The organism is Aestuariivita sp. (assembly GCF_021404545.1).
GTDB lineage: Bacteria > Pseudomonadota > Alphaproteobacteria > Rhodobacterales > Rhodobacteraceae > Aestuariivita.
This window is the reverse complement of sequence record NZ_JAAWWD010000003.1, coordinates 178,346-191,539: the sequence shown is the minus strand read 5'-3', so window position 1 is coordinate 191,539 and position 13,194 is coordinate 178,346. Positions and strand designations below refer to the sequence as shown.

Below are 13,194 nucleotides of genomic sequence, written 5' to 3'. Positions count from 1 at the left end.
CCCCCGCGCAGGATCGGTGCTCGAACCTTCACCGATATGTTTGACGCCCTTACAGAAATCTGTGACCTATTCTCGCCCGAGGAGTGCTGGAACTCCCTTAAGGCCGCCGGATATGTCTCAGGTTAAAAGTCGGATGCGCTAGCGCTCTTGCTCGGCCAAAGATGACAGGATCGGGCAATCGGGCCGGTCGTCCCCGGCGCAGGATGCGACGAGCGTGCGGAGTGTGTCGCGCATCGCCTCGAGATCGACGATTTTCTCTTCGATGCGGGTAAGATGATCGCTGGCAATCGCGCGAACATCGGCACTTGCGCGCTCCCGATCCTCCCAAAGCGCCAAGAGCGTGCGGCATTCGTCGATGGAGAATCCCAACGCCCGGGCGCGCGCGACAAAGGTCAGCTTGTGCATGTCTGTGTCGCGGAACGCGCGATAGCCGTTGGCGTCACGGGCGGGCCGGATCAGGCCGATATCTTCGTAATAGCGGATCGTCTTTGCAGGCAGGCCCGCGCGGCTGGCGACCTCTCCGATGTTCATGGCGATCTCCTCAGGTCGCGGATTGCAGGTTTGGAACGGGGTTCGGCAGCGCGCCCGTGGCATCCGCACCTGCCGCATGCCGCAGCCGCAGGGCGTTTGTGACCACCGCGACAGAAGAGAGCGCCATCGCAGCAGCGGCCAGTGCGGGCGATAACAAGAGCCCCCAGAGCGGATAGAACACGCCTGCCGCCACCGGGATCAGCAGCGTGTTGTAGCCAAAGGCCCAGCCGAGGTTTTGGCGGATATTGCGCATTGTCGCCCGGCTGATGGCAAAAGCGCGCCCGACCGCGTCCAATGCGCCGGAGGTCAGCACGACATCGGCCGCGTCAATCGCGACATCCGTACCGGTGCCCATGGCGATGCCAACATCCGCATGCGCCAGTGCCGGCGCGTCGTTGATGCCGTCTCCGACAAAGGCCAATCGTTGGCCATCACCGCGCAGCGCGTTCAGGGCTGTGACCTTGCCCTGCGGCATCACACCGGCGACCACATGGTCGATGCCCAGGCGCGCGGCGATGGAACGTGCCGTTTGTGCGGTGTCGCCGGTGATCATCGCGGTCTTGATACCCATTTCATGTAGCGCGGCAATGGCATGGGCCGCACCTGGCTTGACCGGATCTGACACGCCCAGCACGGCGGCTATCGCTCCGTCCAGGGCCACAAAGATGGGGGTCTGGCCCTCAGCCGCGATACGTCCGGCCACCTTTGCCAGGGCGCCGGTTTCGATCCCCGAGCGGGCCATCAGTCGGTCGGCGCCGATCAAGATTGCGTGCCCGGCCACATCCGCTGTCACCCCCATGCCGGTCACCGCCTCAAACCCGGTGACCTCGGGCAGGGTCATCCCGCTGTCCCGCGCGGCCCGGGTCAGTGCCGCCGCAATGGGGTGTTCCGACAGGGCCTCGACCGCCGCGACCCGAGCCAGAACGGTATCCGCATCCAGGCCCTCTGCCGTCTCGAATGTCGTCAATTCGGGTCGGCCCAGTGTCAGCGTCCCGGTCTTGTCAAAGGCCACGATGCTGACCTGCGACAGGGACTGAAGCGCGTCGCCTTTGCGAAAGAGAACCCCCAATTCGGCTGCACGCCCGGTCCCGACCATGATCGAGGTGGGGGTGGCCAGCCCCATCGCGCATGGGCAGGCAATGATCAACACGGCAACCGCCGCGACCAGAGCGGCGCCGAGCGAAGGGCCGAAGATCAGCCAGACCGCGACCGTGATCGCGGCGACCACCAGGACGGCAGGCACAAACCAGGCGGTCACCTGATTGACCAGCGCCTGAATGGGCAGACGCGCGCCCTGAGCCTCCTCGACCATGCGGATGATCTGGGACAACATCGTGTCGCGCCCTACCTTGGTGGCGGTAAACCGCAGCGCGCCGCGGCCATTGATCGTCCCGCCGATCACTGTATCGCCGGGGCCTTTGGCAACGGGCACGGGCTCTCCGGTGATCATGCTCTCGTCGATAAAGCTCTTGCCGTCGGTCACGGTGCCATCGACGGCGATCCGTTCTCCCGGGCGGATATGGATGACGTCGCCGGTGAGGATCTGATCGAGTGGGATGGAACTGACGACACCGTCCCGCTCCACCTCCGCCGATTTTGGGGCCAACTGCACCAGCCGCGCAATCGCGGCCCCTGTCTTGCCTTTGGCGCGCGCCTCCAGCCACCGACCCAAAAGGATCAGGGTCACGATGACCGCCGCGGCCTCGAAATAGACCGCATTGCCGCCTTCGGGCAGCAGCGACGGCGCGAATGTGGCCACCACTGAAAAGCTCCAGGCGGCACTGGTGCCAATCGCGACAAGAGAGTTCATGTCAGGCGTCCCCTTGAACAGCGCTGGAAAGCCACGGCTCAGAAAGACCCGCCCAGGCCCCGCCAGCACAGCGGTCGTCAGGATAAACTGGATCACCCGGCTGGTCTGCATACCCAGATTGGCCATCACCCAGTGGTGAAAGGCGGGGATCATGTGGCTGCCCATCTCAAGGATGAAGACCGGCAATGTCAGCAGGCCCGCGATCAGTGCCGCCCGGCGCAGCGTCATCGCTTCGCCATCCCGCGCCGTCTCGCGATCCGTCGCGGGCGCGGCTCTGCGGGCGGGATACCCGGCTTGGGTGAGGGCGGCAATTGCGGCCTCTACGCCTCCAGAGCCTGCCAGCGCGGTCACCTTGCCCTGCTGCGTGGCAAGGTTCACCTCAGCGCCCAGAACGCCGGGCTGGCCCGTGATCTGACGCTCGACCCGGCCAATGCACGAGGCGCAGGACATCGCGTCGATGTTGAGGTCAACGGTCTCGGTCAGGGCGGGATATCCGGCGGTTTTCAGCGTGGCGATCACAGCATCGGGGTCGATATGATCGCCGGTGACCTGTGCCGTACCGGTAGCCAGATTGACCGTCGCGTCATCGACCGAGGACAGATCGCGCAATGCGGTTTCGGCCCGCGCCACACAGGAGGCGCAAGTCAGACCGTCGAGTTTCAGAGCCAGCGTCATCATCGAGAACCTCGCCGCAAAAGAACGATGCGCCTTAGATAGGGCTTCCAGCCGCTGGAAGGTCAAGAGGGTCTTTGCCCCCGGATCAGCCCAGGATCATCGGGCGCGTCCAGGGTGCGCGGGCGTGATGGGCTGCCTTGAACGACGCAATGGCCTGCGCATGCTGGGCGGTCAGGTCGATATCGTCCCACCCGTTGAGCAGTTTCGTACGCCACACGGGATCGATCTCGAACCCGATCTTGCCTCCCGAATGGGTGATTTCGACCCGTTCCAGATCGACGGTGATCTCCCCCTCAAGCCGCGCCAGCCGGTCAGCGGGGATAACGGCGGGCAACACGCCGTTATTGACCGCGTTGCTGGCAAAGATATCCCCGAAGGACGGGGCCAGAACCACGCGGATGCCGAAATCGAACAGCGCATAAACCGCCGCTTCCCGCGAGGAGCCACAGCCGAAATTCCGGCCCGCGATCAGGATGGAGGCCCCATCAGGCAAGCGCGCGGCGGGGTCCTTTTTGCGCAGATCGTGCAACAGGACCGCGCCGTAGCCCTCGCTGCGCGCACGTGACATGAACCGGGCCGGGATCAGCTGATCGGTGTCCACGTTGTCCAGCGGCAGGCGCGCCGGTGAGGCGGTGAGGCGGGGAAAGGCGCTCATCTCTCGCGCCCCTCCAAAAGGGGGCGCACATCGGTCAGCGTCCCGGTTACGGCGGCCGCTGCCACCATGGCGGGCGACATCAGATGCGTACGTGCGCCGGGGCCTTGCCGTCCTTTGAAATTGCGGTTGGTGGTCGAGGCACAGCGTTTGCCCGGCGCCACCAGATCGCCATTCATGCCCACGCACATCGAACAGCCCGAGGCGACCCAGTCGAGACCTGCCTGAACGAAGACGGCATCCAACCCTTCTTCCTCGGCCTGCCGTTTGATGGCGCTCGATCCCGGCGACACAAGGCCCGGCACCCGCGCTTTGCGTCCGCGCAAAACGGCGGCGGCGGCGCGCAGATCCTCGATCCTGGCATTGGTGCAGGACCCGATGAAAACCTGATCCACGGGGGTGCCGTTCAACGGGTCGCCGATGCGCAGCCCCATATAGTCCAGCACATCGCGGGTCGCGTCCTGCGGTACATGGCCGGTGATCGGCACCGCCTGATCCGGGCTGGTCCCCCAAGTCAGCGTCGGGGCGATATCGGTGGCGGTGAGGGTCACCTCCCGTGCGAACGCTGCGTCCGCATCGCTTTGCAGGGCAAGCCAGGCCGCTGTCGCACGATCCCAATCGCCGGGCGCATAGGGGCGCCCCTTTACATAGTCCAGCGTCACCTCGTCGGGGGCGATCATGCCAAATCGCCCACCGCCCTCGATGGACATGTTGCACAAGGTCAGCCGCCCCTCCATCGACAGCGCCCGAATGGCCGAGCCTGCGTATTCGATCGCGTGCCCGCGCGCACCGTCCGCGCCCAGTTCCGCGATCCAGGCCAGGGCGATATCCTTGGCCGTGACCCCGGGGGAGAGCGTTCCTTCGACCGTGATGCGCATCGCGCGCGGGCGCCGCTGCCAGATCGTCTGCGTGGCCAGTACATGGGCGACATCCGTGGCTCCGATGCCAAAGGCCACCGAGCCAAAGGCCCCATGGGTCGAGGTGTGGCTGTCCCCGCACACGATGACCAACCCCGGAAGGGTCAGTCCCTGTTCCGGCCCGATCACATGCACGATGCCCTGTCGCGGATCACCCAACGCGAAATGCTCCAGCCCGTGGGTCTGGGCATTGGCCTTCAGGGTCTGGATCATCCCGGCGATATCGTCACTGGCGGGCGCGCCACGCGTGGGCGCATAGTGATCGGTCACACCAAATGTCAGCCCCGGCTCGGCCAAAACCATGTTGCGCGCCGCAAGCTTGCGAAACGCGTGGTGGGAGCCTTCGTGTACGAAATGCCGGTCGACCCACAAAAGGTCCGTCCCGTCGGGCCGCGCATGGATCACATGGGCGCCCCAGACCTTGTCAAACAGGGTTTGCGGATTGCTCATTGCGTTCCTCCACCGATCACCGGCTCCCAATGCCGCCCGTTGCGCCCGTCCACCCGACTCAGTGCCATGTCCAGCCGGAACATGTCGGGCCGGTAAAGGGCAGAGAGGTACTCGATCCCGCGCCCCTGATCGTCCTGCACCACGCGGGTCAGGGACAACAGTGCCGCTCCCACCGACACATCCAGCGCATCGGCCACATCGGGCGTGGCCAAGGCGGCGGATACGCTCTGCCGGGCGGAGGCGACAATCACGCCGGAGCGCTCCAACAGCTCAAAAAGCGGTGTGGTCGCCAGGTCGGTTTCCGACATATGGGCGGCCACGGTCTCGGGCACATGGGTTGTAAGGTGGGAAAACGGGGTGCCTTCGGCGCTGCGCACCCGGATAGCGGTTTGCACCCGCGCGCCCTCCTCCAGCCCCAGGGCGGTGCGGACAGGGGCCGGGGCAGGGCCGTAGGAAAACGACAAGAGCCGCGCGGTGGTGTCGCGCCCCATCTGCACGATCTGCGGGATCAGGGTCGCCATATCTGCTGTGATCGTGTCGGGACGATCCGTGCGCAGGCGCACAATGGATCCCGCACCTGTCTTTTTCTCGATCAGCCCGTCACGGGCCAGCGCGTCCAGGGCCCGCCGGACAGTGACCCGCGATACGTTGTGCATCTGTGCCAGGCGCTGTTCGCTGGGCAAAACCGATCCTTCCACCTGTTGACCGCTGGAGATATCCTCGCGCAGCAATAGATACACCCTGCGGGACTTGCCGCCTTCGGGTAAATCGGATGTGGCTTGATCGCGCAAATCTGCCCCCTGGTTGCGCCCGATAAGGTATCACGGGGATGCGTCAACGCAAGAACTTATGCTCCAGATATTCTGAAATCAGAAATTTACATGTTCTGATATCTGTCCTATAGAAAATACCAATTACAGGATTGGGGGGGGAGCTATGCCGATCGTTGAAATCCATATCCTCGAAGGGTATGGGCCCCAGGACAAGGCGCGGCTGGGTCGCGCTGTGAGTGATGCGGTGCGCTCTGTCGTGCCCGCCGACCCCGAAGCAATCACCGTCATCACCCGTGACATCCCACACGCAAATTACCTGCGGGGCGGACAGGCGCGCGTGCCTGCGGCGGCCTTGCCCGACCCGGTGGCCATCGTGCGCGATTATCTTGAAGCGATGGAGGCTCGCGATCTTGACCGGGCAGAGGCGCATCTGGCGCCCGGCTTTACGATGCAGTTTCCCGGAGCGGACCCGATGAGTACGCTGGCGGAGCTGATCGACTGGGCCAGGCCGCGCTACCGGTTTGTCAAAAAGACCTATGCGGGCTTTGATGCCTCGGCGGGCGATCAGGGTACGGTTGTGCATTGCCACGGCACGCTGCATGGTGAATGGCCCAACGGCGCAGCGTTCGAGGGTATCCGTTTCATCGACCGGTTTGAGCTGAGCAAAGGCCGGATCCTGCGCCAGGACGTCTGGAACGATATTGCCGAGATGCGCCCATGAGCGAGATAGATCCAATCACCCTGGCGGTTCTGGCCGGCCGGATGGAGCAGATCGCCGATGAGATGGACGCGACCCTCTTTCGCGCCGCCTTCAACCCGATCATCGCCGAGGCGCATGATGCCTCGCATGGGCTCTATCATGCCGTCACCGGCGACACGCTGGTGCAGGGCAAATCCGGACTGCCGATTTTCGTGGGCGTCATGGCTTTTGCGGTCAAGGCCGTGATCGACAAGGCCGCGGCGAATGGCGATCTGGCTGATGGCGACATCTATATCTTTAACGATGCGCATCTGGGTGGGACGCATCTGTCCGATATGCGGCTGGTGCGGCCCTACTTCCATAACGGAGAGCTGTTTTGCTATCTCGCCTCGGTGGGGCATTGGCATGATGTCGGCGGAGCGGTTCCGGGCAATTACAACCCCTCTGCCACGGATGCGTTTCAGGAGGCGTTCGTGCTGCCCCCGGTCCGTATCGCGCGCGCCGGAGTGATCCAGCAGGACGTGATCGACATTCTGATGCGCAACACCCGCCTGCCGCAATCGGCCCAGGGCGATCTGAACGGTCAGTTGGGCGCGCTGGATCTGGGGGTCAAACGGCTCGACGCGCTGCTCGATGAATACGGGGCCGAAACGGTGGCCGCAGCGCTCGACGCGCTTGGCCACCGGGCCGAAGCGCTCATGCGGTCGGAGTTGGAAGGTCTGCCAGATGGTCGTTGGGAGGCCGAGGATTTCCTCGACAATGACGGGATCACCGATATGCCGCTGCCCATTCGGGTGGCCCTTGAGATTACGGGCGACCGGATGGTGCTGGATTTCGAAGGCACCGCCCCTGTCACGGCCGGTCCGGTCAACATCGCTTTGCCGACCGCCGTGGCCACGGCCTATGTTGCGATTAAGCATATCTTTCCCGCGCTGCCTGCCAATGCCGGCGTGATGCGGCCGATCGAAGTGCGGGTGCCAGATGGGTCGCTTTTGTCTGCGGAGTTTCCGGCCCCCGTGGGCGGCTATACCGAAACGATCCTGCGGATGATCGACGTGATGTTTTCGGCCATGGCCCAGGCCGCGCCAGAGCGGGTGGTGGCCAACGCCTATGGCACGATCAACGCCCTGTCGATTGCGGGCAAACGTGCGAATGGCGCGCCCTGGGTGATGTTTTCCTTCTTTGGAGGCGGGCATGGAGGGTCTATCGAAAGCGACGGGCTGAATCACGGCAACGCACCGATTTCGACGGCGACGATCCCCCCGCTGGAGATCCTTGAGGCTGCTTACCCGGTCATGTTCAAGGAATGGTCGCTGCGCCCCGACAGTGCGGGTGCGGGGGCTCATCGCGGCGGGCTGGGTGCCGTGTATGAGATCGAGCTTTTGGAAGAAAGCGCGCGCGCATTCCTTTTCGGAGAGCGTGGACGGTTTGCTCCCAAAGGCATTGCGGGCGGTGGTGACGGCGCGATGAACCACTTTGAGTATCAGCAGGACGATGGCTGGCACGCGCCGCCGATGTCGTCCAAGATGTTGGGCATGGCGTTGAGGCGCGGCCAGTCCGTGCGGTTGGAAACCCCCGGTGGCGGCGGCTATGGCCCTGCGTCTGAACGGGATCCCAAGGCGGTTGCGCGCGACGTCGCGCTTGGCTTTCTGAGCGAGGACAACGCGACCGCGCTTTACGGTCCCGCCTGGCAGGGGGTCGCGCCATGAGCAAGATGGTTGGTGTGGATGTGGGTGGCACTTTCACGGATGTCTTTGTGCTGGACGAGGCGACAGGGCAGGCCCGTGTGGCCAAGGTGCCCACGACGCGGCCCGATCAGTCAGGCGGGTTCCTGAACGGGATCGGCCAGCAGATCGACGATCTGGCCGGGATCGCCGTTGTGGTGCATGGGACGACCGCAGGGACCAATGCGCTTTTGGAGCGTAAGGGCGCAAGGGTCGGTGTGATCACGACGCAAGGGCTTTCCGATGTGCTGGAGATGCGCCGCCGGGATCGGCCCCGCACCTGGGGGTTGCGTGGCGATTTCGAACCTGTCGTGCCGCGAGACCGGCGGCTGGAGGTGCCCGAGCGTGTGCTGGCCGATGGCACGATCCGCGTGGCCGTCGACCTGGATGCGGTGCGCGACGCGGCGCGGCGGCTTATCGACCTGGGCTGCGCGGCGGTGGCGGTTCTCTTTGCCAATGCCTATGCCAATCCCGAAAACGAACGCGCGGCGGTAGAAGCTGTTCGGGCAATCTGGCCAAATGATCATGTCGCCGCCTCCTCGGAAATCCTGCCGGAAATCCGCGAGTTCGAGAGGTTCTCCACCACCGCGCTCAATGCCTATTTGCAACCCGAAGTGGCGGGCTATCTCGACCGGCTGGAAACCGCGCTCAAGGGCGGCGGGTTCACGGGTGAGTTCATGATCGTGCAATCCAATGGCGGGGTAATGGGGGTCGAGACGGCCTGCCGTCTGCCAGTGCGGACAGCCCTTTCCGGCCCAGCGGCAGGCGTGATCGCGGCCGGTTATATCGCCCAGACCGCAGGCTTTGCGGATGTGATCACCGGCGATGTGGGCGGCACCAGCTTTGACGTATCTCTGGTGGCCAATGGCCAGTCGATGCTGGCGGCGCAAACTTCCATCGATTTCGGCATGGTCGTGCGCACCCCGATGATCGAGATAGCGACGATCGGCGCGGGCGGCGGTTCCATCGCCTGGGTCGACAAGGGCGGCTTGCTGAATATCGGGCCGGAAAGCGCAGGCTCCGATCCCGGCCCTGTCGCCTATGGACGTGGCAATGACCGGCCCACGGTGACGGATGCCAATGTGGTGCTGGGTCGGATCGATCCAGAGAGCCCCATTGGCGGTACGTTGGAGCGGCTGGATGTAGAGGCCGCAAGGGCTGCCATTGACACCCATGTGGGCACTCCGCTGGGTCTGGACACGATGGCGGCGGCCGAAGCGATCCTGACGGTGGCCAACTCCCGCATGGCGGGCGCCATCCGGCTGGTGAGTATCGAGCGGGGGTTTGATCCCAAGCGATTTTCCTACATGCCATTCGGCGGAGGGGGGGCGTTGCATGCCGGGGCAATCCTGGCGGATGTGGGGCTGGCGCGGGCGATTGTACCGCGCTTTCCCGGTGTGACCTCGGCCATGGGCTGTGTGATCGCCGATATGCGGCAGGATTTCGTGCAAACGCTGAATGTGATGGCCGATCAGGTCGATGAGACCGCCCTGGCGGCTGTGATGCAAACGCATGCGGATGAGGGCCTTGCGATGCTGGACGCCGCCCAGTCCCGGTTCGAGGCACGCGATATCCGGTTTGAGCTCGATATGGCCTATGTCGGTCAAACCCACACTGTGGCGGTGCCCTTGCCCGTTGCCGTGACTGAGGGCCGGGTTACGCCCCCGACCCGCGCGCAGATCGCCGAAGCGTTCGACCTGGCCTATCACGCCACCTACGGGCGGCTTTTGCAGAACGGCACGCGCCGGGTCATGAACCTGCGCAGTGCAGTGATCGGGCGACGACCCAAATTCGATCTGTCGGCGCTGGCCCCGGACCCGGGCGGCAGTATGCAGAGCGCGTTTAAGACCCAGCGCGAGGTGCATTTCGGCGATCGCTGGCACAAGACGGCGATTTATGATCGTCTGTCCCTCCCGGTAGGCGCCATTGTTCAGGGGCCCGCCATTCTGGAGCAGTTGGATACCACCATCCTGATCGAGCCGGATTTGCAGGGGACGGTGGACCCTTACGGCAATGTCATCATCGAGAGGCGCATATGAGCTTGGATGTCCTGAACCCCGCCCGCACGGGGCTGCTGACGATTGATCTGCAAAACGACTTCCTGCATCCCGAAGGCGCCTATGGTCGCGCGGGGCAGGGCGCCCCGGCGATTGCCGCGCTGCCCGAAAGGATCAAGCCGGTGGTGGAGGCGCTGCGCGCCAAAGGGGGCACCTATCTGTCGGCCCAGTTTACTCTGGTACCCGGGCCGGGTGGGGAGCCGCTCATCGCACCGCATCTCAAACAGTTGCGTCCGTTTCTGACAAAGGGCGATTTCGCACCGGGTGGCTTTGGTCATTCGCTGGTCGATACACTGGCACCGGCGGATTACACGGTCGAGAAGGTCGCTTATTCCGCGTTTTATCAAACGCGGCTGGAATACATCATGCGTGCATTGGAGATCGACACGCTGATCGTTGGCGGGATCGTGACAAATGGCGGCGTCGCGTCCACCCTGCGCGATGCGCATCTGCGCAACATCGAGACGATCCTGTTGTCAGATGGATCGGCCGCATTCAACGATGACGTGCACAAGGCCACGCTGACCTCTCTGGGCACGGTCACGCAGGTGATGACCTGTGCCGAGACCCTGGCACTGATCGGGGCGGCCTCATGAGTCTCAAAGCGCGCCTCACGCAACCTGAAATTCTTTGTGCGCCGGGGGTTTATGACGGGCTGACCGCGACACTGGCGGAACAAGCGGGGTTCGAGGCGCTCTATCTTTCGGGTGCCGCCGTCGCCTATACCCGGCTGGGGCGGCCCGATATCGGTCTTTCGACGATGAGTGAGATGGCCGATACCATGGCCCTGATCCGGGACCGGGTTGCGTTGCCTGTGATCATCGACGCCGATACCGGTTTTGGCAATGCGCTGAACGCGCAGCGGACCATGCGCGCTTATGAACGGGCCGGTGCGAATGCATTGCAGGTCGAGGATCAGACCTTCCCCAAACGCTGCGGTCACCTTTCTGACAAGTCGTTGATCTCGAAACAGGAAATGGTCGGCAAGATCTCGGCGATGGCGGAGGCGCGGGCCAGCGATGAGACACTGATCATTGCCCGTACCGATGCTATCGCCGTCGATGGCTTTGACGCGGCAATCGACCGGGCCGAAGCTTATGTCGAGGCCGGGGCAGACGCGTTGTTCGTCGAAGCGCCGCGGTCAGGCGATGAGGTGTCGCGGTTGGCGCGCCAGTTTGCGGGCCGCATCCCGTTGCTGGCCAATATGGTCGAGGGCGGGCAGACGCCGCTGCAAAACGCCTCTGATCTTGAAACGCTGGGGTTTTCCATCGTCATCTTTCCAGGAGGCATCGTCCGCGCACTGGCGAAGACCGCGCAGAGCTACTATCGCAGTCTGCGGACCCATGGATCGAATGGTCCTTTTCAGGATCGGATGTTTGACTTTGGCGGTCTGAATGATGTGATCGGAACGGACGCCATGCTCGCCGAGGGATCCAGATACGAGGCAGGCGACGACTGAAATGGCCAAAGTCCTGCCCGCCCCCGAGACATTCGACCTGTCCATTGAAGTCGTGATCGTGGGGGCAGGTGCGGCCGGTCTGGTCTCAGCACTTGCGGCGTATGAGGCCGGACGGGACGTTCTGGTGTTGGAGCGCGATAGCCAGCCTTCAGGCTCAACCGCCTTATCTGCGGGGTTGATCCCGGCGGCAGGCACGCGCCTTCAGTGCGCGCTCGGCATCACGGATACCCCGCAGCTCTTTGCGGCCGATATTCAGGCCAAGGCCAAGGGAGAGAACGATCCCCATCTGGTCGATCTTCTCGCCGCAGGGGCTGCCGATACGATAGACTGGCTGGAGGGCACACATGGTCTGCCATTTTCCTTGGTCGATGATTTTGACTATCCCGGGCACAGCCGCCGCCGCATGCATGGGTTGCCTACGCGCGCGGGGCGCGAGTTGATCGATGCGTTGCGCAGCCGGTGTGAGGCCCTGAGCATCGACATCGTTTGTGAGGCTCTGGTCGATACGCTTTATTGGGACGCAAACACCGTGAGCGGTATCGCTGTGACGCGTCCGGATGGCGGGCAGGAGCGTATTGGCTGTTCCGCCGTGATCCTGGCCTGCAATGGCTTTGGCGGCAACCGGGAGTTGGTTCGCCGACACCTGCCCGAAATCGCAGAGGCCCTGTGGTTCGGCCATGATGGCAATACCGGTGACGCGGTCCTTTGGGGCGACGAGATCGGCGCGGAAACCCGCCATTTGGGTGCCTACCAAGGGCATGGCAACGTCGCCCATCCGCACGGGATCTTGATCACCTGGGCTGTCATTACCCAAGGCGGGTTTCAGGTCAACACCGATGGCGTCCGGTTCTGGAACGAAGCGCAAGGCTATTCCGAGGCGGCGCGCGCCGTTCTGGCACAGCCGGACGGCGTGGCCTGGACGATATTTGACAGCCGCATCGCAGCAATCGCCCGTCAGTTTGCCGATTTCCGCGAGGCGGAAGCGCAAGGGGCGATTATCACCACGGACACCCTGCACGACCTTGAGGTGGCCACGCACCTTCCGTCGGGGTGTCTGTCTCGCGAGCTGTCTCGCATTCTGCCGACAGGGCCGGACCGGTTCGGGCGTCTCTTTGACACCGCAGCGCTGTCGCCGCCATTCTGTGCGGTGCGGGTGACAGGCGCGCTTTTTCACACACAAGGGGGGCTATCGGTCAATGGTTGTGCCCAAGTGCTTCGCAAGGACGGAAATGTGATCCCCAACCTTTATGCTGTGGGGGGGGCGGCCTGCGGGGTTTCGGGGGCATCGGACGCGGGCTATCTGTCAGGAAACGGCCTGCTGAGTGCCGTCGTTCTGGGCCGCATCGCGGGTGAAGCTGCAGGGGGAACGGGCACCCGAGCATCCGGCTTGGATACGCCCAAAAATCCGCTGGACACTCCCGGTTCACTCCCCTAGAACGCCGACAC

11 protein-coding genes are annotated in these 13,194 nt (G+C 64.0%); 6 read left to right on the top strand and 5 right to left on the bottom strand.

The window, feature by feature from the left end; genetic code table 11:
- Positions 1-138: 138 nt before the first annotated feature.
- The 5 genes from cueR to HEP69_RS03210 all read right to left on the bottom strand — a co-directional run bounded on the left by cueR (position 139) and on the right by HEP69_RS03210 (position 5,826).
- The gene (gene cueR, locus HEP69_RS03230; RefSeq protein WP_290557082.1) at positions 139-531 is read right to left on the bottom strand and encodes a Cu(I)-responsive transcriptional regulator; all 393 of its coding nucleotides are present in this window, start codon (positions 529-531) and stop codon (positions 139-141) included.
- Between the two features lie 10 nt (positions 532-541).
- Entirely contained in the window at positions 542-3,016 is a 2,475-nt protein-coding gene (locus HEP69_RS03225; protein WP_290557081.1) for a heavy metal translocating P-type ATPase, read from the bottom strand.
- An 85-nt stretch (positions 3,017-3,101) separates the two neighbouring features.
- Positions 3,102-3,671, bottom strand: coding sequence for a 3-isopropylmalate dehydratase small subunit (gene leuD / locus HEP69_RS03220; protein WP_290557080.1), 570 nt, complete (start codon positions 3,669-3,671; stop codon positions 3,102-3,104).
- Positions 3,668-5,035: a 3-isopropylmalate dehydratase large subunit gene (gene leuC / locus HEP69_RS03215; RefSeq protein ID WP_290557079.1), complete on the bottom strand. Its 1,368-nt coding sequence runs from the start codon at positions 5,033-5,035 to the stop codon at positions 3,668-3,670. The genes leuD and leuC overlap by 4 nt, the downstream gene beginning before the upstream one ends.
- Positions 5,032-5,826, bottom strand: a complete 795-nt coding sequence (locus HEP69_RS03210) for a GntR family transcriptional regulator (protein ID WP_290557078.1) — start codon at positions 5,824-5,826, stop codon at positions 5,032-5,034. Before HEP69_RS03210 ends, leuC begins: the two co-directional genes overlap by 4 nt.
- Before the next feature lie 145 nt (positions 5,827-5,971).
- Here HEP69_RS03210 and HEP69_RS03205 point away from each other — a divergent pair, with 145 nt between their 5' ends.
- Genes HEP69_RS03205 through HEP69_RS03180 form a run of 6 tightly spaced genes read left to right on the top strand, consistent with a single transcriptional unit; the run spans position 5,972 to position 13,183 of the window.
- Positions 5,972-6,529, top strand: coding sequence for a nuclear transport factor 2 family protein (locus tag HEP69_RS03205; protein WP_290557077.1), 558 nt, complete (start codon positions 5,972-5,974; stop codon positions 6,527-6,529).
- Positions 6,526-8,217, top strand: a complete 1,692-nt coding sequence (locus HEP69_RS03200) for a hydantoinase B/oxoprolinase family protein (protein ID WP_290557076.1) — start codon at positions 6,526-6,528, stop codon at positions 8,215-8,217. The genes HEP69_RS03205 and HEP69_RS03200 overlap by 4 nt, the downstream gene beginning before the upstream one ends.
- The gene (locus tag HEP69_RS03195) at positions 8,214-10,271 is read left to right on the top strand and encodes a hydantoinase/oxoprolinase family protein (protein WP_290557075.1); all 2,058 of its coding nucleotides are present in this window, start codon (positions 8,214-8,216) and stop codon (positions 10,269-10,271) included. Before HEP69_RS03200 ends, HEP69_RS03195 begins: the two co-directional genes overlap by 4 nt.
- Positions 10,268-10,885: a cysteine hydrolase gene (locus HEP69_RS03190; RefSeq protein ID WP_290557074.1), complete on the top strand. Its 618-nt coding sequence runs from the start codon at positions 10,268-10,270 to the stop codon at positions 10,883-10,885. Before HEP69_RS03195 ends, HEP69_RS03190 begins: the two co-directional genes overlap by 4 nt.
- Positions 10,882-11,748, top strand: a complete 867-nt coding sequence (locus tag HEP69_RS03185; protein ID WP_290557073.1) for an isocitrate lyase/phosphoenolpyruvate mutase family protein — start codon at positions 10,882-10,884, stop codon at positions 11,746-11,748. Before HEP69_RS03190 ends, HEP69_RS03185 begins: the two co-directional genes overlap by 4 nt.
- Position 11,749: 1 nt before the next feature.
- Positions 11,750-13,183, top strand: a complete 1,434-nt coding sequence (locus HEP69_RS03180; RefSeq protein ID WP_290557072.1) for an FAD-dependent oxidoreductase — start codon at positions 11,750-11,752, stop codon at positions 13,181-13,183.
- The last annotated feature ends 11 nt before the right edge of the window (positions 13,184-13,194 follow it).